Origin of the sequence: Paenibacillus jepli, assembly GCF_047238105.1 — a bacterium.
GTDB lineage: Bacteria > Bacillota > Bacilli > Paenibacillales > Paenibacillaceae > Paenibacillus_D.
The window spans coordinates 2,842,607-2,863,578 of the sequence record NZ_JBDFMD010000001.1 but is presented as its reverse complement, the minus strand read 5'-3'; the positions used below and the strand labels follow the sequence as shown (position 1 = coordinate 2,863,578).

Here is a 20,972-nt window from a genome sequence, read left to right as displayed (position 1 = left end):
GTTTATCGGCTGCGGCATCTTAAGATATAGCACCACCACTACACCAAATTCTAGGAGGCAAAAACAATGGTTAAAGTAGGTATTAATGGATTTGGCCGCATCGGCCGCAACGTATTCCGTGCAGCGCTGAACAATCCCGACGTGCAAATCGTGGCTGTCAACGATCTGACGAATACCAGCACGCTGGCCCATCTGTTGAAATACGATACGACTCACGGTACGCTCGACGCTAAAGTTGAAGCTAAAGAAGGCGCGCTGGTTGTTGACGGCGTAGAAATCAAAGTCTTCGCAGAGCGCGATCCTGGCAACCTGCCTTGGGGCGAGCATGGCGTAGAGATCGTTGTGGAGTCCACTGGAATTTTCACCGCTAAAGAAAAAGCTGAGCTTCACCTGAAAGGCGGCGCGAAGAAAGTTATCATCTCCGCTCCTGCTACGAACGAAGACATCACCATCGTCATGGGCGTGAACGAAGACAAATATGACGCTGCTGCACATACGATCATCTCCAACGCTTCTTGTACAACCAACTGCCTGGCGCCGTTCGCCAAAGTCCTCAACGACAAGTTCGGCATCGTCAAAGGCATGATGACTACGATCCACTCCTACACGAACGACCAAGCTGTACTCGACGTACCGCACAAAGACCTTCGTCGTGCGCGCGCTGCTGCCGAGAACATCATTCCTTCCTCCACTGGCGCTGCCAAAGCGGTATCCCTGGTCCTGCCAGAGCTGAAAGGCAAACTGAACGGTATGGCTATGCGCGTTCCTACACCTAACGTATCCGTGACTGACCTGGTAGCTGAAGTGAAATCCAACGTTACGGTTGAAGAAGTGAATGCTGCGCTGAAAGAAGCTGCAGACGGCCCGCTGAAAGGCATCCTGAACTACTCCGACGAGCCGCTCGTATCGAGCGACTACAACGGCGACCCAGCTTCCTCCACCATCGACGCGCTGTCGACTATGGTTGTTGAAGGCAACATGGTTAAAGTGGTTTCGTGGTACGACAACGAGTGGGGCTATTCGAACCGTGTCGTTGACTTGGCGGCTTACATCGCGGCTAAGGGTTTGTAAACCCCTAGCAACCCCATTTCGGATTCCCCCCAACCCCCCTTTATCCCAAAGGGGGGCTCCATGGGGCGCCGCCCCCTGGACCCCCGGAAGTAACCACGAGGGGACTGCCGGGCTTCAGGAGGCACGATACTTAAGATGAACGAGCCGCTTGTCGTCCCTCCGGGACACGCTCTCAGTCGGCGACAAGCGTAAAGCGTGAAGAGCAGAGCTTCGACCCCTCCGGGACCTGGCTCCCAAAAGCAGAGCAAAGCCAGGCCCTCTGCGAGGACCAGCTCCCAAAAGCAAGAGCAGAGCTTAGCCCTCTCCGAGGGCTGGACGCAAGAGCAGAGCTTAGGCCCCCTTCGGGGACCTGGCTCCCAAGCAAGGCTTCGTCCTCTGCGAGGACTGGCCCTAAGGGCAAGGTGGGTTCTCCGAGAGAACCTGATGGGAAGACGGGTTCCCTTGGGGGAACCATTGGCATGGCAGGGACCTAAGGGAACCTGATTGGAAGAACGGTTCCCCAAGGGAATCGATGATGGTAGTCCCGGTTTGCCCCCGCAAATTCGGGGCTACTATTGGTTAAAGGCACATACCTTGAAGGAGGCGTCACGATGAACAAGAAAAGTGTGAAAGACGTAGAGGTGCAAGGCAAACGCGTATTTGTACGCGTGGATTTTAATGTGCCTGTGGAAAATGGTAAAATTACAGACGATACAAGAATCCGCGAGACGCTGCCAACGATCAAGTACCTGATCGAGAACGGCGCTTCGGTCATCTTGGCGAGCCACATGGGCCGTCCGGACGGACAAGTGGTCGAAGAGCTGCGCTTGACTGTGGCGGCCGAGCGTCTGTCCGAGTTGCTGGGCCAATCGGTCGTCAAAGCTGACGAGACAGTAGGCGCGGCTGTGAAGGCGCAAGCCGAGAAGCTGCAAGCTGGCGACGTGCTGCTGCTCGAGAACCTGCGCTTCAACGCGGGAGAAGAGAAAAACGATGCCGAGTTCGCGAAGCAGCTGGCTGAGTTGGCTGACCTGTACGTGAACGACGCGTTCGGCGCGGCTCACCGTGCGCATGCTTCGACTGCCGGTATCGCTGCACACTTGCCGGCAGTATCGGGTCTGCTGATGGAGAAGGAACTGGATGTATTGGGCAAGGCGCTGTCGAACCCGGATCGTCCGTTCACGGCCATCGTCGGCGGCTCCAAGGTTAAGGACAAGATCGATGTCATCAACAAAATGCTGGAGATCGCGGACAATGTCCTGATCGGCGGCGGCCTGTCCTATACGTTCTTCAAGGCGCAAGGTCATGAGATCGGCAAATCGCTGGTCGACAACGAGAAGCTGGACCTGGCGAAGGGCTTCATCGACAAAGCCAAGGAGCTGGGCAAGAACTTCCTGCTGCCAGTCGACATCATCGTTACCGACGACTTCAGTGCGGACGCCAACACGCAAGAAGTCGACGTAGACGGCATCCCTGCGGACTGGGAAGGCATCGACATCGGACCGAAGACTCGCGAGAAGTATGCTGAGGTTATCAAAGGCTCCAAGCTGGTCGTCTGGAACGGACCGATGGGCGTCTTCGAGATCGAGCCGTTCTCCCATGGAACGCGGGCTGTGGCTCAAGCTTGTGCAGAGACCGAAGGCTACACTGTGATCGGTGGCGGCGACTCGGCAGCTGCTGCGGAGAAGTTCGGTCTGGCGGATCGGATGGACCACATCTCGACAGGCGGCGGCGCTTCGCTGGAGTTCATGGAAGGCAAGAAGCTGCCAGGCGTCGAGGCACTGAACGACAAGTAAGACCTGCTGCGGTCAGCAGCGAGAGATACTTTCGAGAGGACGTGAACACAAGGTGAGACAACCAATCATCGCAGGCAACTGGAAAATGTTCAAAACCGTCTCTGAGGCGAAAGCTTTCTTCGCAGACGTGAAAGGCAAAGCGGAGATCGACGGCGTAGAAAGCGTCATCTGTGCTCCATACATCGCGCTGCCGGCGCTGGTCGAGGCCGCTCAAGGCACGACCATTGCCATCGGTGCGCAAAATGTCCACTTCGAGGACAATGGTGCGTACACGGGCGAGATCAGCGGCGTGATGCTGAAGGAGCTGGGCGTGAAGTATGTCATCCTCGGACATTCCGAGCGTCGCGCATACTTCGGTGAGACGGACGAGATCGTGAACAAAAAAGTCCATGCGGCATTCAAGCACGACCTGCTGCCGATCGTCTGCGTAGGCGAGAAGCTGGAAGAGCGTGAAGCCGATCAAACGAAGGACGTCTGCAAAGTACAGACAACGGAAGCCTTCAAAGGTCTGAGTGCAGAGCAGGCGGCACAGGTTGTGGTGGCGTACGAGCCAATTTGGGCGATCGGCACAGGCAAATCCTCGACTTCTGCAGATGCAGAGGACGTCATCGCCTACATCCGCAGCGTCATCGCTGACCTGTACGATGCAGCTACTGCCGATGCGGTACGGATCCAATATGGCGGCAGCGTAAAGCCAGGCAACATCGCCGAGTACATGGGCCAAGATAACATCGACGGCGCGCTCGTCGGCGGCGCCAGCCTGGAGCCTGCCTCTTACATCCAATTGATCGAGGGGGCCAAGTAAGATGGCAGTCTCAGGACCGGTTGCACTGATCATCATGGACGGCTTCGGTCTGCGCGGCGAAACGCATGGCAATGCGGTCGCGCAAGCGAAGAAGCCCAATTATGACCGCTATCTGGCGAACTATCCGCACGCCACGCTGACCGCTTGCGGCGAAGCGGTCGGCCTGCCGGAAGGCCAGATGGGCAACTCCGAGGTCGGCCATCTGAACATCGGCGCGGGCCGGATCGTCTATCAGGATCTGACCCGGATCACCAAGTCGATCCGCGAAGGGGATTTCTTCACCAATGGCACGCTGCTGGGCGCAGTCAAGCATGCCAAGCAGAATGGCAAGAAGCTTCATCTATATGGTCTGCTCTCCGATGGCGGCGTGCACAGTCATATCGCTCACCTGTTCGCGCTCCTGGAGCTGGCGAAGCAGGAGCAGTTGGATGACGTGTACATCCATTGCTTCCTGGACGGCCGGGATGTCGCGCCGGACAGCGCGCGCGGCTATATGGAGGCGCTGCAGGCCAAGATCGAGGAGACGGGCGTAGGCAAGATCGCTACGGTGCAAGGGCGCTACTACGCGATGGACCGCGACAAGCGGTGGGATCGCGTGGAGAAGTCTTACCGGGCGATGGTGTACGGTGAAGGCCCGGCTTATGCCGATCCGGTAAAGGCGATCGTCGAATCGTACGAGAAGTCGGTGTTCGACGAGTTCGTCGAGCCGTCGGTTATCGTCGGAGCGGACGGCCAGCCGGTCGGATTGGTCGAGTCCGAGGATTCGGTCATCTTCTTCAACTTCCGTCCCGACCGGGCGATCCAGCTGTCCAATGTGTTCAACAACGCGGACTTCCGCGACTTCGACCGCGGCGAGCGCCAGCCGAAGAACCTGCACTTCGTCTGCCTGACCCTGTTCTCGGAGACGGTGGGCGGCTATGTCGCTTACGCGCCGAAGAATCTGGACAACACGCTGGGCGAGGTGCTCGTGCAGAACGGCAAGAAGCAGCTGCGGATCGCCGAGACCGAGAAATACCCGCACGTCACCTTCTTCTTCAGCGGCGGCCGCGATGTCGAGCTGCCGGGCGAGACGCGCATCCTCATCAACTCGCCGAAGGTTGCTACCTACGACCTGAAGCCCGAGATGAGCGCGTATGAAGTGGCAGCGGCTGCGGTCAAGGAGATCGAGGCGGAGAATCACGATGTCATTATTCTGAATTTCGCTAACCCTGACATGGTCGGCCACTCCGGCATGCTGGAGCCGACGATCAAGGCGGTCGAAGTGACGGACGAGTGCATGGGACAAGTCGTCGAGGCTGTATTGGCCACAGGCGGCGTGGCGATCATCACAGCGGATCACGGCAATGCGGATCTCGTATTGGACGAGGTGAGCCGTCCGTTCACCGCGCACACCACGAACCCGGTACCGGTGATCGTCACTGACGCTTCGGCACAGCTGCGCGAGGACGGCATCCTGGCGGATCTGGCACCGACCGTGCTGGATCTGATGGGCCTGGGCAAGCCGGATGAAATGACAGGCACCACGCTGATCAAGCGCGACTAAATTTTGCGGAGCAAGGCCCATAGAAGGTATAATAGATCAGACTACCAACCACAAAGGAGTGTTCATGTTTCATGTCTATCATTACTGATGTATACGCACGCGAAGTGCTGGACTCCCGCGGCAACCCGACTGTTGAAGTAGAAGTGGCTCTTGAGTCCGGCGGCAAAGGCCGTGCGATCGTGCCATCCGGCGCATCCACAGGCGCCTTCGAAGCTGTCGAACTGCGTGACGGCGACAAATCCCGCTACCTGGGCAAAGGCGTGCTGAAAGCTGTCGAGAATGTGAACACGATTATTGCCCCGGAAATTATCGGACTCGACGCGCTTGACCAAGTGGCGATCGACCGTGCCATGATCGAGCTCGACGGAACGCCGAATAAAGGGAAACTTGGCGCTAACGCGATCCTCGCTGTGTCGATGGCTGTCGCTCGTGCGGCTGCTGACGCGCTGGACGTTCCCTTGTACACGTACCTGGGCGGATTCAACGCGAAGACTCTGCCAGTACCGATGATGAACATCGTCAACGGCGGCGAGCATGCCGATAACAACATCGACGTGCAAGAGTTTATGGTATTGCCAGTTGGCGCAGAGAGCTTCAAGGAAGCGCTGCGGATCGGCGCTGAGATCTTCCACAGCCTGAAAGCTGTTCTGCAAGAAAAAGGTCTGAATACGGCTGTAGGCGACGAGGGCGGCTTCGCACCGAACCTGGGCTCCAACGAAGAAGCGATCACGACGATCATCTCGGCGATCGAGCGCGCAGGCTACAAAGCTGGCGAAGACATCTACCTGGGCATGGACGTGGCCTCCACCGAGTTCTTCAAAGATGGCAAGTACCATCTCGAAGGCGAAGGCCGCTCGTTCACTTCCGCTGAGTTCGTAGACTACCTGGCTGGTCTGGTTGACAAGTACCCAATCATCACCATCGAAGACGGCATCGCCGAGGACGACTGGGAAGGCTGGAAGCTGCTGACGGACAAGCTGGGCGGCAAAGTCCAACTCGTAGGCGACGACCTGTTCGTTACCAACACCGAGCGTCTGTCCAAAGGCATCGAGCAAGGCGTAGGCAACTCGATCCTCGTTAAAGTGAACCAAATCGGCTCGCTGACTGAGACGTTCGACGCGATCGAAATGGCGAAGCGTGCTAGCTACACAGCTGTTATCTCCCACCGTTCCGGTGAGAGCGAAGACAGCACGATCGCTGATATCGCTGTAGCAACGAACGCCGGTCAGATCAAAACGGGTGCTCCTTCCCGTACAGACCGCGTAGCGAAGTACAACCAATTGCTCCGCATCGAGGACCAACTGGGTTCGACAGCGATCTACGCTGGCGCTTCGGCGTTCTACAACCTGAAGAACTTCAAGAAGTAAGAAATAGACATGAAAGAGGAGATGGCCGGCGGCCATCTCCTTTTTGTTGTGGTGTTTACTTGCGGCGCAGACCCTCTGCGCTCTCTGGCCGAATGATAAGGGCAGAAGTCAGGCTGCCCTCAAAATTCGTCCTGGCGGTAAAGAAGAGGGCACTCTAAGCACCAAACTGCATGTAGAGCCTTTCCTCGAGCATCGGCTGACCGCTCTAAGTACCAAAATGGTGCGTACAGCACCGACCCGAGTCCTCTAAGCACCAAAATGATGCTAGGAGCGGCGCTCCGAGCGCGGGCCAACCGCGCTAAGCAAAATGGTGCTTACAGCCCCTCGTCGCACGCTGTTCCAATAATGCCCTTACTCTCCATACTGGAATGCTAAGATTTTTCAACAGCCTGAAAATGCATCTAGCCGGGTGCCGGTCCCTGTCTGCGCTGTACCGTTTCACTCATGGCGCTACTGCCTCCGGGCGAGCCCTTCCTGGGCCAAGCGGACCATCTCGCGGACCATCGAGCCGCCGATCCTGCCGCCGATGTGGCCGGCTGATTCGGTAGTCAGATCGCCGTTGTCCCCCTGCTTGAGCGGGATGCCCAGCTTGCCTGCCACCTCGTATTTGACGTCGTCCGGCTGTGATGGATTGACGGTGTAGCCCTCTTTTTTCATGACTTCGGCTTTAAACTGCTGCATCGCCTGTTCTGCCCCCGGGACTATATACTGCCTTCTCCTTCTTCTGGCCATGTGCCTCGCTCCTTTTGCGGTTTTGCCGTTAGTATGCCCGGTCCGTGCGGAGAATAAGAGGAGGCAGTGGCACGGCGAGGGGGACTGTGGAATTTTATCGCTGGTGAAGCCGTCTTTCGTCATAGCGCACACAAGTAAAGAAGATGGCGCAGCGGCCATCTCCATTTGTCGTATAGAAGGCGTTCGGTCCGCGGATGCTCCTCTTCCGTCAGTCCGGATTACTCCTGCAGCTTGTCCAGGGTTGAATCATGGATCGCTGGCGGGTCGGGCTGTTCAATGCCTGGGCCTGATTGCCCTGCCGGCGGTTCATTGATATTGCTATTGGAGAACCAGTCCAGACTGATGCCCATGACCAGCAGGATGATGAAGACGGAACCGACGATTGCCGAGAGGACGATCCAGTGCTTTTTTCTAGGCTCGACGGGATTTTCTCCTCCGCCTTGGGGATTGTTATTATTGGTTGGTGGGGCTTGATTCATCATGTTCACGCTCCTTCCAGGGGTTGGGTCTTGCGGCCAGCCTATATCCTTTATATAACCAAAAATCGCGAAGCGGAATACAGTCATTTTGCGGGGCTCATATTGTCAACTAGCGCTAGTTGTGCTAGACTATATAAGTGTGTTTTTTATTTATCCCGGCGCTTCGCGCTTCGGACTATGCAAGCTTACTTAATCAGGAGGTGGAATTGTGGAACAAGCATTTAAGATTGTGTTGGTCATTTTCGCATTGGGTTTGATTGCGGTTGTCCTCCTGCAGAAGGGTAAGAGTGCTGGTCTGGCTGGAGCGATCTCCGGCGGCGCAGAGCATCTGTTCGGCAAGCAGAAAGCGCGCGGACTGGACCTGTTCCTGCAGCGTCTGACTGTTGCCCTGGCGACCGGATTTTTCATTTTGGCGCTGGTCGTTGCTTACTTTGTATCCAACTAACGTATAACAGCCAAAAGCAGGGGGGACCCTGCTTTTTTTGTGTTCACGAAAGAGGCTATGGGCGAGAGAATTGTTGAATGTTGATGGATTTACGATTGTGAGTCCCCTGATTCGTGTATACTACTTATAATATGGCTATTTATCTGCCCGGACCCGGATGCTTCGGTAGCATCCCGTCCGGCTCTGAGGTGAGTGAATGATAACCGAGCAAGAGATATTGGATTTTATGCGGGAGACGGCGTACAAGCCGATGACGTACCAGGAGCTGGAAGAGCAATTCCAGATCAATGACGCCGCTGTGTTCAAGGCGTTCCTAAAACTGCTCAATGAGTTGGAGTCGAGCGGCAAGATCCTGCGCACGCGCAGCGACCGCTACGGCGTCCCGGAGCGGATGAACCTGGTGCGGGGACGGCTGCAGGTGCATATGAAGGGATTTGCGTTCCTGCTGCCGGACGACAAGGGTCAGCCGGACATCTATGTCAATGCCAATGATCTGAAAAGCGCCATGAACGGCGATACGGTGCTGCTGCGCGTCACGGGACGGAGCGAGAACGGCGGCCGCGTCGAGGGCGAAGTCGTACGGATCGTCCAGCGTGCGGTGACGCAGGTGGTCGGGACGTTCGAGAACCACGAGGTGTATGCGTTTGTCATCCCGGATGACAAACGCATCAACCGCGATATTTTTATCCCCAAGGGCGAGTTCAAGGGGGCGGTGAGCGGCCAGAAGGTCGTCGCGCGCATCGTCAACTATCCGGAAGGCCGCTCAGCGGCCGAGGGCGAGATCGTCGAGGTGCTGGGACACATAAGGACGACCCGGGCATCGATATCCTCTCGATCATCCGCAAGCATCAGCTGCCGGAGTCCTTCCCCGATGACGTGATGAAGGAAGCCGAGGCTGCGCCGGATACGATCACGGAGGAAGAGATCGTCCAACAGGGCCGCCGCGATCTGCGGGAGAAGACGATCGTCACGATCGACGGCGAGGACGCCAAGGACCTCGATGATGCGGTCAATGTCGAGTGGGCCGAGAACGGCAACTATATCTTGGGCGTGCATATCGCCGATGTCAGCTACTATGTAAAGGATAAGTCTGCGCTCGATCAGGAGGCGTTCCGTCGGGGGTGCAGCGTCTATCTGGTGGACCGGGTCATCCCGATGCTGCCGCATCGTCTGTCCAACGGCATCTGCTCGCTCAATCCGCAGGTTGACCGGCTGACGATGTCGTGCGAGATGGAGTTCGACGCCAAGACGCTGAAGCGGGTGCGTCACGACGTGTTCACGAGCGTGATCCGCACCAAGGAGCGGATGACGTACAGCAATGTGCGCAAGCTGCTGACTGAGGACGATGCCCAGCTGCAGGAGCGCTACAGCGGCCTGCTGGATATGTTCAAGCTGATGGAAGAGCTGGCGATGAAGCTGCGCAAGAAGCGGATGAAGCGGGGCGCCATCGACTTCGAATTCACGGAATCCAAGGTAATCGTAGACGAGAACGGCAAAGCGGTGGATATCGTCAAGCGCGAGCGCTCGGTCGCCGAGCAGATCATCGAGGAGTTCATGCTGGCGGCCAATGAGACGGTGGCGGAGCATTTCCACTGGCTCAAGGTGCCGTTCCTGTACCGGATCCATGAGGACCCGGACGCGGAGAAGCTGCTGGCGTTCGTCCAGTTCGCGGCCAATTTCGGCTATAGCGTCAAAGGCAAGGGCAACGCGGTCCATCCGCGGGCGCTCCAGACGCTGCTCGATGACGTGCGCGGCGCCAAGGAGGAGACGGTCATCTCCACCGTTATGCTGCGCTCGATGAAGCAGGCCAAGTATGATCCGCAGAGCCTCGGCCACTTCGGCCTGGCGGCGGAGTTCTACTCGCACTTCACCTCGCCGATCCGGCGTTATCCCGACCTGGTCATCCACCGGGTGATCCGGGAGGTGCTGGAGAACGGCGGGACGCTGCCAGCTAGCCGTCACGAGGCGCTGGAGGCATGGATGCCGGAGGCGGCGCTGCATTCCTCGACGCGCGAGCGTGTGGCGGTAGACGCCGAGCGGGACACCGAGAAGCTCAAGAAGTGCGAATATATGTTGGACAAGGTCGGCGAAGAATTCGAAGGCATGATCAGCAGCGTCACCAGCTTCGGCATCTTCGTCGAGCTGGAGAACTCGGTCGAAGGGCTGATCCGGCTCAGCGATCTTAATGACGACTATTACCACTTCCACGAGCAGCATATGATGCTGATCGGCGAGCGCACCTCGCGGCAGTTCCGGATCGGCGACGAGCTGAAGATCCGGGTGTCGCGGGTCAATATGGAGGAGCATACGATCGACTTCGAGCTGCTCGACATGAAGCCGCGCGAGGGCGGCGGTAAGGGCTACTACGGCAGCGCGCCGCGCGGCCGCGGGGCTGGCCCCGGCAAGAGCGAGGTATGGGGCGGCAAGCGCCAGAAGACCGAGCGCAGCGCCTCCTCCGATGCGGGAGCCAAGCGTGGCGGCGGCAAGCGGGGCGCCAAGCCGGGCGCGTCGGCGCCTGCTGCGGGAGCGGCCGGTACGGCCAAGGGCAAGAAAGGCCGCAAGGGCACGATTGAGGCCGGCCCGGCGCGCCAAGGCGGGCAAGCGCGTGATGGGCAAGGTGCTGCGTCTGCGCCGAGGGCCCGCACCGGCAAGGCCCGGCTGGTCGGCCATATCGGGCGCGGCACGTGGGATCTGCCCGAGGGCAGCGAGCAGGGCGACTGGTCCGGCGAGGAGCCCGGGGCGGCGCGGCGCCGCTCGGGACGCGAGGAGCAGGCGGAGCGGCCGGGCGACGGGCGTGAGCGAGGCGCAGACGGCGGGCGTGAGCGCGACGCTAACAGCGGCGAGGCCGGGGCGCGGCGCGCTGGCGGCGAAGCGGCTGAGCAAGCGGGCGGCGAAGCGGCTGGACGTGCAGGCGGCGAGCGCAAGGGCGGCATCCGCACAGACATGTGGGGATTGCCGATCCGCGGCGATGGTGCCGGACGGGACACTGGCGAGGACGAGAGCTCCGGCCGGGGCCGCGGCGCCGGTCCGCGCAAGCGCAGCGGCGGGCCTGGCGGGCCGTTCGGCTCCGGCAGCGGCAATGGCGCCAAGCGCAAGAAAGGCAGCAAGGGCGGCAAAGGCGGCAGCAGCATGGCTGCCTTCGTCCGCAAGAAGAAGAAATAGCCGTCGGCGGGCGGTGTCTGCGGAAGGCGATGAGGGCAGGGGGATATTGATTTCCCCTGCCGTTCTTGTTACAATAAATGTCTGGCTCAGCCAGGAATCAACGTGTCGTAAACGGCAGTGAGGAGTGAGGCTCATGGCCAAGAAGAAGACCGATGACCGGCCGCTTGCGCAGAACAAGAAGGCTTCTCATGACTATTTCATCGAAGAGACGTTCGAAGCGGGGATGGTCCTGACCGGAACGGAGATCAAGTCGATCCGTCAGGGGCGGGCCAATATTAGCGATGCGTTCGCGACGATCCGCAACGGCGAGATTTTCATCCATAATATGCATGTCAGCCCGTTCGAGCAGGGCAACCGTCATAATCCTACCGATCCGACGCGGGCGCGCAAGCTGCTCATGCACAAGGCGCAGATCAGCAAGCTGCTCGGCCTCTCCAAGCAAGAGGGCTACTCTATCGTACCGCTTAAGATCTATTCGCGTAATGGCTTCGCTAAACTGTTGATTGGTCTGGGTAAAGGTAAAAAGCAGTACGATAAACGCGAATCTGCTGCGAAGAAAGATGCCCAGCGTGACATCCAGCGGGCTCTGCGGGAACGCCAGAAAGTGGCGCGCTGAGTTTTGTTATAAGACGTATGCACCACTGGCATGACCGCTGGTTGGTCTGCCTGATCTCGCCAGGATGCCCAGTAACACGGGCGAGCAATTCCGCGCGGGATGTGGTATACTATAGAGGTGACTTGATCGGATAGATCATCGTCATATGCACCGGCTCGAAGCACATTTGCTGAAGCTAGCGAATGGCCCTTCGCTGATCCGGACGACTCCTAACTCGGGGGCGTTTCTGGATTCGACGGGGATAGTTCGAGCATGGGTGGCGGGTAGTGGGGACGCGTCCGCTTCATCAACGCTAAAGCCTATTAAACGGCAAACAACAAACAAACTACGCTGTAGCAGCTTAATAACCTGCACACGTGCTTCTACCTAGCATCGTCCATGTGCTAGGATAGGGGCTCAACTTTAGTGGACTACGCTGTCACATCTCCGCCTGGGGTGTGCTGAAGAAGACAATCAGGCTGACCCTTGCGGTAGCCGGTTACGGGGCGCTCGCCTGGGTGACATCAAAACTGTGACTACACCCGTAGAAGCACATGCGCCGTTATCTTCGGACAGGGGTTCAACTCCCCTCGCCTCCACCATGTAAACCACATCTTCATGAGGATGTGGTTTTTGCTTGTTGGCATCCATTTTGGTCTGAGCTTGTTGAAACAGCTCCTTTGAGATGATCGCAAGCATGCTGCCTGCGATCCGAATCACCTCTTCGGTGCCCATTTTTCGGTGGCTGCTCCGTCGACGGCGTAGTACCGGGCTGGACATCGGCCGACGCAGGCGCAGGTGGTTGCCGCCACCAAGCGGATCTTAGACGGAGATGTCTCAGTGCCACAGTTCCCCGCCGCTATAGTGTGGGTCAACGGGCAAGAGGTCACTTACGGCCTGATCATCGATTGCCGAGCCTTTGCGCCACTCCGGTCGGTAGGCGAGGCGGCTGGCCGCGTAGTAGGCTGGGACAACGTCACCAAGACGGCCGCGGTGGATGGCAAACCTGTTGCGGGCCTGCTGCTGGACGGCGTGACGGATGTGGCTCTGCGGGCCGTCGGCGAGATCCTGGGCGGAACAGTGGCCTGGAATGGTCCATGCAAGACGGCGTCGATTACCGTGGCATAATAATAGCCGCCTGGGCTGATGGCTGGGCGATAAGAAGAAAGCAAATTTGTAAATTAGTGCAACTTTTGGGTGGTTTCGGGAGTCTAATTAAAAGAGCCGATTATTTCTTGTTTCAGATTATAAGGAGAAGAGGGGATTAGTGAATCGGTTTTAAATTCAACTTGGGAGGTCTTTATGTTTAATAAGAAGGGCATCTTGTTGACTTTGTCTATGCTATTAATTGCTTCTGTAATTGCGGGTTTTTCTTACGCCGACACTTCAAAACTAAACTTCTTCACTGACAGTACTAATGATGAAGCAAAGGTGAGAGAAAACTACTATAAAGTTTATTCTGAGACACCGTTAATTATGGACTCTACACGTGAAATTAAAATGTATGAGGTTACTGATGGGGCACTTTTGGCTGAAATTGAAGAGATGTATAATGACCCATCCCATGTATTTGAAGAATCTTTGCCGGGAAATGGGGTCGATTATTATGATTACGCAATAAATAACAACCCGCTACCATATTATTTCAACTTTAATTTTAGAGCAGAACTGACTTCTCAAAGAATGATTAATCCAAACCGTGGCACTGTACGAATCTCTGCTTTAGGTGAGTGGGAAGAGGAACATGGGTATAACGGTAGTGACTATAGTTATTATGACATTACCTTGTATTCAGTTGGGAATGGCGCAATAACAACAGCTCGTTTTAGACACGGGATGTGGAGACATTACGACTTTACAAATGTGCCAGCCGGCGAAATGTATTTTGTAATGACAAAGCATCCTCAAACCTGCACTGAAAGTATAATTGGTAGTGGCGTAGTTGTAAAAGCGTAAAACAAGCCCTCACTGACTCGTGTCGGTGGGGGCTTTATTAGTCTTTGCGGAATTTACTGCGCGCGGTACTCAACCGAGAGTCGGATCAGTGTACACGGGTGTTTTTCGCGGTCGATCTGGCCGAGTGCGGAGGCGGGTCAAATTTGACGCACCTTGAATACACGAAATTTCGTTTCCCTTCACTCTCCGCCTTCTGGGCGGAAACAGGTATTACCAGTGGTTGGGGGGACTCAGCCATCTTGCAGAGCCGAAATCCTTCAGACGGATAACGGACTTATGCTAAGTCACGCGAGGGGTGGAGCACCTGCGACTTGGTTCTGGCTTGGTTCTGAGATCGAGGCCAGTGTACAGAGTCTGTTTTACTCATGACCAAAAGCCCCAAAAGAACTTGTTGAAGCCCTTACTGGCCATACGCGCCCTCCCTCCGGGTGTCACTTGCTCATCGACACCACAGGAGCTTATTGAAGAGAAGAAGGGATGCGGTCTGGCAGCTGGAGCGATTTGCCGATGCACTATCCACGGATGAGGATGAATGCCATATAACCCGCGTAAGCCAAAGTAAGAATGACCCCCTCGATTCTTCCGATCTTGTAGCCGGTGCGAGAGACGATCAGCAGCAGCCCCGTAAGCACAATGAGTATGACAACATCGGTCCCGATGCCGGAAGCCGCTTCCAGCGGAGAAATGACCGAAGAAACGCCCAGCACGAACAAAATATTAAATATATTGCTGCCGACAATATTGCCGACGGCAATCTCGTTCTGCTTCTTAAGCGCTGCCGCGACCGATGTCACCAGCTCCGGTAAGGAAGTGCCTGCCGCCACAATCGTCAGACCGACCAGCGTTTCCGTCATTCCCCATTGCAGCGCAATCGTCGTGCTATGCTTCACGACAAGATGGCCTCCATAGACGATGGCAGCCAGTCCGGCTGCCGTATACAGTATATTTTTGCCCCAAGGCGCCTGAACCGCTCCCGTCTGCCGTTCGCCCGTCTCTTCCCTGCTGTTGCGGGCCGCTTCGAATATGTAATACATAAAAATCGCGAAGAAAAGCAGCAGGATCAAGCCGTCTCCCCGCGTGATCAGGCTGTCGTCGCTTTGCTGCAAGGCCGGATCGCTGATTACCAGCAAAAGCGCTACGCTCGCCAGCAGCATAAACGGGATTTCCTTCTTTATCGTTGCACCGGTCACCTGAATAGCCATAATCAAGGCGACCGCCCCGACAACCAGCGTCGTATTGAAAACATTGCTCCCGATCACATTGCCAAGCGATACGCCCGCATTGCCGTTCGTTGCCGCTATGATGCTCACCGTCGCCTCCGGCGAGCCTGTGCCGAACGCGACGATGGTCAGGCCGACCATCATCGGCGACACGCGGAGCAAGGCGGCAATCTTCGAAGCCCCTTCGACGAAATAATTGGCTCCGGCAATCAATAGTCCGAAACCGACCATTAATAATAGATAACTCAATCGCTCATCTCCTCCGGCATACGAACTATGCTTTAAGCTTCAACCATTCTTCATCCCTTTATTCCTGTCCTGCGGTTCATTCACTTCTCTGCCGCGGCTAATCGGCCTCAGCCGGTAGCGGCGAACACCAATAACAAGTATAATATAAATAATTAACTATGCAGCAGGATGAAAATGCGCATCGCCCTGAAGTCTATCCGTTGCATGAAAGGGTCGAACGTACTATGAAAATGAATAAGTCCAGTTTGCCGGGAGTCGGAAAGCGGATTTCCTGCATTACTAAAGATAATCAGATGATGGCGATTATTGCGCATCATACCGGCAAGCGGGAGTTGTATTTCTTTGAAGATGCGGATGACGACGAAGCGGCCTTCACGATGTCTCTTTCTTCGGAAGAAACCAGAGAGATCGGCGCTCAGCTACTGGGGACGACGATGGAGGTCGAACAGAGCGATAAGCTTGAGCGTCTGCACATCTTGCGGAAGCAAGTCGTGATGGAATGGATCGAAATCCATGCAGGGTCGCCATTTGTGGACAAAAATTTCGAAGAGATACAAAAGCTGCTCCCGGAGGACGTTTCGATCGTGGGCATCATTCAATCCGAGAACTTTCAGGTTAATCCCGGATGCGAATTAATGCTTCGCGACGGGGATATTGTCATGGCAGTTGGCAAAAACGAACCTATGCGTCAGTTTATGACCCGTTGCGAAAAGGGAGCTGGCGCTTGACGTGCAGATGCCTGAACTGTTAAGCGCCGGCCTGATTCTTCTGCTTCTGTTCTTCGCCGGCTTTGTCGGTTCCAAGGCGAGAATACCGGAAGTCGTCATTTTTATTATACTCGGAATCGTCGTCAGCAGTATAATAGCGGACACTCATCTGCTTCATTTCGCAGGCGAAATCGGTATCGTTCTGTTATTCTTCATGCTCGGCATGGAATTCCCTATCAAGCAGCTCATGACCATTGCGAAGAAGGTGCTTCGTGCGGGCCTGCTCGATGTCGCGCTCAGTCTCGGCGTGACGACGCTGCTTTGTACGGTAATGGGATTGGATTTGATCGCTTCGCTGATCGTCGGCGGCATCGTCTATGCGACCAGCTCATCCATTACGGCCAAGCTGCTTGAGAGCTCCAAGCGCATGGCGAATCCGGAGTCGGAATTTCTGCTCGGATTGCTTATCTTCGAGGATCTTGTCGCACCGATTCTGGTCGCGGTGCTGGTCGGACTGACTGCCGGCACAGCTGTTACCGTCGGTTCTATGTCCTTGCTGGTCGTGAAGGTCGTCGCTTTGGTCGCCGGAGCGGTGCTGCTGGGGCGGTTTGCCTTCAGCAAGCTGGGCCCGTTCTTCGACAAATATATGAACCAAGATTTGTTCATCCTGTTCATTATCGGTCTTGCGCTCGCTTATGGCGGCTTGGCGCTGTTGCTCGACCTCTCCGAGGTGCTTGGCGCTTTTCTGGCCGGCATTATGCTTGCCGAGGTTCGCCGGACGCATGAGCTTGAATCGATGGTCGTTCGATCCAGAGATTTGCTTATGCCTGTCTTTTTCTTATACTTCGGCACGACGATCAGCTTCGACGAAGGCATTCCGATGGTCGGATTGCTTCTGGTTATCCTGCTATGGTCCATCCTGTCGAAGATCGCTATCGGCTATTGGGGCGGGCAATCGTATGGCCTGAGCCGCAAGGTCTCGCTTCGGGCCGGACTGTCCCTGACACAGCGCGGCGAATTCTCGATTATTATTGCAAGCCTCGCCACAGGCGCACTAAAAGCATTCGGGAGCATCTTCATCCTGTCATCGGCAATCATCGGCATTCTTCTGTTTCAGGCTGCCCCCGCAATCGCCAACCGGCTATTTGCCCGGAAGAAAAAAGCCAGTGCAGAACAGACGACGGCCGAAGGATAACTTGAATCGCCCTGACCCCGACCTTAATTAGGGTTCATACATGAATGGAGATAGAGAGCAATGAGTTTGTTGACAGTTGAACAGCTAACCCATACGTTTGGCGATCGGGTGTTATTTAAAAATGTAACTTTTCGTTTGCTTGAGGGTGAACGTGTCGGTTTGGTAGGTGCGAATGGGACAGGTAAATCTACACTTATGAATATTCTGACGGGTAAGCAATTGAAGGACGAGGGGAAAGTCGATTGGACACCACGCGTGCAATATGGTTACTTAGATCAGCATACGAAGCTTGAAGCGGGTAAAACGATCCGTGATGTCTTAAAGGATGCCTTCTCACCTTTACTCGTATTAGAAGAGGAACTGAATCAGATTATCGCTCAGATGGGCGATGCGGATTCCGATACGCTGGAACAGTTGTTATCACGGATGGGTGAAGTCCAAGAACAACTTGAAATGAGCGGGTTTTATCTCATCGATGTGAAGGTGGATGAAATGGCGAATGGACTAGGGCTTCATGCCATTGGCCTTGACCGGGATGTGACCGCACTTAGCGGGGGTCAGCGTACTAAGGTTCTGCTTGCCAAGCTGTTACTAGAGAAGCCGGGCGTTCTCTTACTTGATGAGCCCACGAACTATTTGGACGAGGAGCATATTAACTGGCTAACGAATTATTTGAAAAATTATCCGTATTCCTTTGTGTTAATTTCCCATGAAACCAGTTTTATGAATCAGGTCGTTAACGTAATCTATCATCTTGAGTTTGCGAAGTTGACGCGTTACACGGCGAATTACGAGAAGTTCAAAGAAATGGCTGAGCTCAATAAGGCCCAGCATATTGATGCTTATGAGAAGCAACAGGGCTATATTAAGAAGCAAGAGGAGTTTATTCAAAAAAACAAGGCGCGTGCTTCAACGTCTGGACGAGCAAAGAGTCGTGAAAAACAGCTGGACCGCATTCAACTTATCGATAAGCCAGAGGAAGCGGCAAAGCCTAGCTTTAAGTTCAAAGATGCCAGGGCAAGCGGGAAAATGGTATTTGAAGCCGATGGCATGGTTATTGGTTATAATAAGCCACTTCTTCCCAAAATGGATATGGTCATTGAACGGGGAGAAAAGATTGCCATTGTGGGTTGCAACGGGGTAGGTAAATCCACGCTGCTGAAGACGATCCTTGGCGTCCTGTCGCCACTGGAAGGCAAGACGACACGCGGAGATTATTTGTTCCCGGCTTACTTTGAACAAGAGGCCAAGGCTCCAACGATAACGCCGCTAGAGGACGTATGGAACGAATATTCTTATATGACTCAGAGTGAGGTTAGATCGGCGCTAGCTCGCTGTGGTCTGAAGAACGATCATATCACACGTTCGCTTAATCAGCTTAGTGGTGGTGAGCAAGCCAAAGTTCGTCTTTGTAAACTGATGATGCGAGATAGCAATTGGATTTTGTTCGATGAACCGACAAACCATTTGGATATCGTCGCGAAAGCCGAATTGAAGCGAGCGCTGCAAGCTTATAAGGGTACTGTCATTCTGGTCTCTCACGAGCCTGATTTTTATGAGGATTTCGTAACAAAAACGTGGGACGTAGAGTCTTGGTCCATGCAAAGCTAGCTGGATTCAAACTTATTCCATCATTGAGTCAACTGCTTCATAGGGGTTGGCTCTCGACATGCATCATTTACTCCGACAGACCGATCAGTGTTGCGCTGTCCTTCCACAGCGCCGTCATCACATCGTCGCGGGAAGCCAACTCGGATAGCTGTGGCCAATCCAGCCGGTTTTTGCGCAGGACGGTATAGACGCGCCCTTGCGGGATCCCGATAACACCAAGTACCAGATTCGCCAGCGTCTTGCCAGCCGTATGACTGCTGCTGAAGCGTGGGAAGAAATTCCGGACGCCGGGCCATCCCACCACTGCCCACATGGCGCGAAATACAACTGGCGTATTGCGCATTAAACCAGTCCCAGGTGTTGGCCCCGGACTATAAGAGACAACTCGCCATCGCTTCGCCGCCGCCTCCGGACTGGCAGCCAGAGCGCGGGCCGTCAACACATTGCACAGCTTAGACGTCGAGTACGCACGGCCGCTGGCGATGCGCGGCTCACTGTCGTGCTCCTTGTCCAGCTCGGGATAGGCCAGCAAGCGGGCATTTGCGTGCCGCGGCGGGGGCATCCTCTGGCGCAAGAAGCGACTAACGCTAGTCCCATCACTTACAACACGCTATCACCATTATCTATTGGATCGGATCAGGACGATGAGCAACGGGGCGAACCTGGCAAGTGGACAGAATTGGGTGGTCTAAATGGGGTTTGAGCTAGGAACGAATCGCCAATCTGATCCATTCGTGTAAGTAAAGGTCAGCAAAGATGTGCTTACTTGTCCAAAGATCGTGCATCGCCAGTTTCAAACGGAACGCGCACCCGGTGTCCAGGTTACTCTCGCTCAGCTTCTCGAGCGTCGCCTTCTGCTCCTGCATGCGAACCCCGTCGGCTGAGAGTAAATAAAGAGGGTTCCAGAGAGAAGCTAAAGGTAGGTTGCTCAATTAGTATTGATTGCGTTGTCCATCTTCATCACTCTTTTATAAGCCCCAGCAGCATTTGTTGGGGCTACCACACGGTGAATGAATGGGCAAGGTTTTTGAAGCCTACGGAACCGGAAGATTTTTTTGTTAGCTTCCCTTCTGGATTAGTGATTCAAATAGTCGGTGATGTGGATTGTACTCGACAGAATGATGGGTTGCTAAGGGCATTCAAAGGCCGCTTACCTCAAAAGGCATGTTTGTTCTGTTGGCATACGCTGACTTTTGATATAATAAAATAAAGCTGTTGTGAGGTGATTTTCCTAATGAAGCAAATTAACGATCATTCACTGTTCGTACCGGAATTCCAAAAACTAATTGACTCACATGAGTATGTGAATATGCAGATTGATGAGATTGATCACGGGATGGTGATTCGCTTGGAAAAAAGCAATAATACGGATCAAAGGGCAAAGAAAGCGCGTCGGATGAGAATGTTGGAGAAAACAGCGGGCATCTTGAAAAATGCGCCTGACTCGGTAAAAAAAGAGTTCCAAGCGATTGCTGAAAGGGACGGTGAAGATGACCGGGAGGGGAGCTGCTTGTGAGCAGCTTTCTGTTAGATACGAACATCTGTATTTATTACTTTAGGCAGTATCCGCCTGTAGTCCATTTTCTGCAACAGTTATATGGTGAGGATGCTGTTCACGAGTTGTTGTTGTCCACAATTACGGAGGCAGAGTTGCTATCAGTAAGGGAAAATCATGTTAATCGTGAATTGCGGCGAGGTATAGAGGAATTTGTCGACGATTCTGACCAAGTGCTCGATGTGGATCGGACGATTGCAAGAAAAGCCGCTGAAATACGCTCAAGACTGGATTATGAGTATAGGAAGAAAATCAAACTGCCTGATGCACTAATAGCGGCGACAGCATTAACGACGGCTTCTGTATTGGTCAGCAATAATGATAAAGATTTTAAGCAAGTAGCTGAGGTCTTTGGGCTAAAATATCTGAATCCTGTTCAAGATCAAGAAGAGCTGCGACATTACTTGAATACCCAATAATATTAGGCCCGGGATTAGACGGAATACAGGGAAACGTGGAGAAAATTGCGGGACAGGGGTTCAAATCCCCTCGCCTCCACTATGTAAAT

Annotated in this window: 18 protein-coding genes, 1 other RNA gene and 1 pseudogene; 16 read left to right on the top strand and 4 right to left on the bottom strand. The window is 54.9% G+C overall.

Annotated elements, in window-relative coordinates; translation table 11 throughout:
* Positions 1-66 precede the first annotated feature (66 nt).
* The 5 genes from gap (at position 67) to eno (ending at position 6,558) form a co-directional block, all read left to right on the top strand.
* Positions 67-1,071 (top strand): type I glyceraldehyde-3-phosphate dehydrogenase, encoded by a 1,005-nt coding sequence (gene gap / locus ABC336_RS12690; RefSeq protein WP_413238992.1) that lies wholly within the window; start codon positions 67-69, stop codon positions 1,069-1,071.
* Positions 1,072-1,661: 590 nt separating this feature from the next.
* On the top strand, positions 1,662-2,843 hold the full coding sequence (locus tag ABC336_RS12685) for a phosphoglycerate kinase (RefSeq protein ID WP_413238991.1): 1,182 nt from the start codon (positions 1,662-1,664) through the stop codon (positions 2,841-2,843).
* A 52-nt stretch (positions 2,844-2,895) separates the two neighbouring features.
* Entirely contained in the window at positions 2,896-3,648 is a 753-nt protein-coding gene (gene tpiA, locus ABC336_RS12680; protein WP_413238990.1) for a triose-phosphate isomerase, read from the top strand.
* 1 nt (position 3,649) lies between these two features.
* Positions 3,650-5,191: a 2,3-bisphosphoglycerate-independent phosphoglycerate mutase gene (gene gpmI / locus ABC336_RS12675; RefSeq protein WP_413238989.1), complete on the top strand. Its 1,542-nt coding sequence runs from the start codon at positions 3,650-3,652 to the stop codon at positions 5,189-5,191.
* A gap of 71 nt (positions 5,192-5,262) precedes the next feature.
* On the top strand, positions 5,263-6,558 hold the full coding sequence (gene eno / locus ABC336_RS12670; protein WP_413238988.1) for a phosphopyruvate hydratase: 1,296 nt from the start codon (positions 5,263-5,265) through the stop codon (positions 6,556-6,558).
* A 450-nt stretch (positions 6,559-7,008) separates the two neighbouring features.
* On the opposite strand, the gene ABC336_RS12665 is transcribed toward eno, so the two are convergent.
* Positions 7,009-7,290: an alpha/beta-type small acid-soluble spore protein gene (locus ABC336_RS12665; RefSeq protein WP_413238987.1), complete on the bottom strand. Its 282-nt coding sequence runs from the start codon at positions 7,288-7,290 to the stop codon at positions 7,009-7,011.
* A 218-nt stretch (positions 7,291-7,508) separates the two neighbouring features.
* Complete coding sequence (locus tag ABC336_RS12660) at positions 7,509-7,772, bottom strand: hypothetical protein (protein ID WP_413238986.1); 264 nt, start codon at positions 7,770-7,772, stop codon at positions 7,509-7,511.
* A gap of 205 nt (positions 7,773-7,977) precedes the next feature.
* Between ABC336_RS12660 and secG the strand changes: the two genes are divergently transcribed.
* The 6 genes and pseudogenes from secG (at position 7,978) to ABC336_RS12625 (ending at position 13,927) form a co-directional block, all read left to right on the top strand.
* Positions 7,978-8,214, top strand: coding sequence for a preprotein translocase subunit SecG (secG, locus tag ABC336_RS12655; RefSeq protein WP_413238985.1), 237 nt, complete (start codon positions 7,978-7,980; stop codon positions 8,212-8,214).
* A 196-nt stretch (positions 8,215-8,410) separates the two neighbouring features.
* Positions 8,411-11,376 (top strand): annotated as a pseudogene (gene rnr / locus ABC336_RS12650) (ribonuclease R).
* A 133-nt stretch (positions 11,377-11,509) separates the two neighbouring features.
* Complete coding sequence (smpB, locus tag ABC336_RS12645) at positions 11,510-11,992, top strand: SsrA-binding protein SmpB (RefSeq protein WP_413238984.1); 483 nt, start codon at positions 11,510-11,512, stop codon at positions 11,990-11,992.
* Positions 11,993-12,208: 216 nt separating this feature from the next.
* Positions 12,209-12,573, top strand: a transfer-messenger RNA (tmRNA) gene (gene ssrA / locus ABC336_RS12640).
* 238 nt (positions 12,574-12,811) lie between these two features.
* Entirely contained in the window at positions 12,812-13,099 is a 288-nt protein-coding gene (locus tag ABC336_RS12630) for a stalk domain-containing protein (RefSeq protein ID WP_413238983.1), read from the top strand.
* A gap of 174 nt (positions 13,100-13,273) precedes the next feature.
* Entirely contained in the window at positions 13,274-13,927 is a 654-nt protein-coding gene (locus ABC336_RS12625; protein ID WP_413238982.1) for a hypothetical protein, read from the top strand.
* Between the two features lie 512 nt (positions 13,928-14,439).
* Here ABC336_RS12625 and ABC336_RS12620 read toward each other — a convergent pair.
* Complete coding sequence (locus ABC336_RS12620) at positions 14,440-15,396, bottom strand: calcium/sodium antiporter (protein WP_413238981.1); 957 nt, start codon at positions 15,394-15,396, stop codon at positions 14,440-14,442.
* Positions 15,397-15,620: 224 nt separating this feature from the next.
* On the opposite strand from ABC336_RS12620, the gene ABC336_RS12615 reads away from it, so the two are divergent.
* The 3 genes from ABC336_RS12615 to ABC336_RS12605 are packed head-to-tail and all read left to right on the top strand — an operon-like array spanning position 15,621 to position 18,909.
* Positions 15,621-16,124, top strand: a complete 504-nt coding sequence (locus tag ABC336_RS12615; RefSeq protein ID WP_413238980.1) for a cation:proton antiporter regulatory subunit — start codon at positions 15,621-15,623, stop codon at positions 16,122-16,124.
* A 7-nt stretch (positions 16,125-16,131) separates the two neighbouring features.
* Positions 16,132-17,298, top strand: coding sequence for a cation:proton antiporter (locus tag ABC336_RS12610; RefSeq protein ID WP_413242503.1), 1,167 nt, complete (start codon positions 16,132-16,134; stop codon positions 17,296-17,298).
* A 60-nt stretch (positions 17,299-17,358) separates the two neighbouring features.
* Positions 17,359-18,909: an ABC-F family ATP-binding cassette domain-containing protein gene (locus ABC336_RS12605; RefSeq protein WP_413238979.1), complete on the top strand. Its 1,551-nt coding sequence runs from the start codon at positions 17,359-17,361 to the stop codon at positions 18,907-18,909.
* Positions 18,910-18,976: 67 nt separating this feature from the next.
* Here ABC336_RS12605 and ABC336_RS12600 read toward each other — a convergent pair whose 3' ends face one another.
* The gene (locus ABC336_RS12600; protein ID WP_413238978.1) at positions 18,977-19,471 is read right to left on the bottom strand and encodes a Rossmann-fold NAD(P)-binding domain-containing protein; all 495 of its coding nucleotides are present in this window, start codon (positions 19,469-19,471) and stop codon (positions 18,977-18,979) included.
* A gap of 672 nt (positions 19,472-20,143) precedes the next feature.
* Here ABC336_RS12600 and ABC336_RS12595 point away from each other — a divergent pair.
* Positions 20,144-20,425 (top strand): hypothetical protein, encoded by a 282-nt coding sequence (locus ABC336_RS12595; protein WP_413238977.1) that lies wholly within the window; start codon positions 20,144-20,146, stop codon positions 20,423-20,425.
* Entirely contained in the window at positions 20,422-20,883 is a 462-nt protein-coding gene (locus tag ABC336_RS12590; RefSeq protein WP_413238976.1) for a type II toxin-antitoxin system VapC family toxin, read from the top strand. The genes ABC336_RS12595 and ABC336_RS12590 overlap by 4 nt, the downstream gene beginning before the upstream one ends.
* Positions 20,884-20,972: the final 89 nt, after the last annotated feature.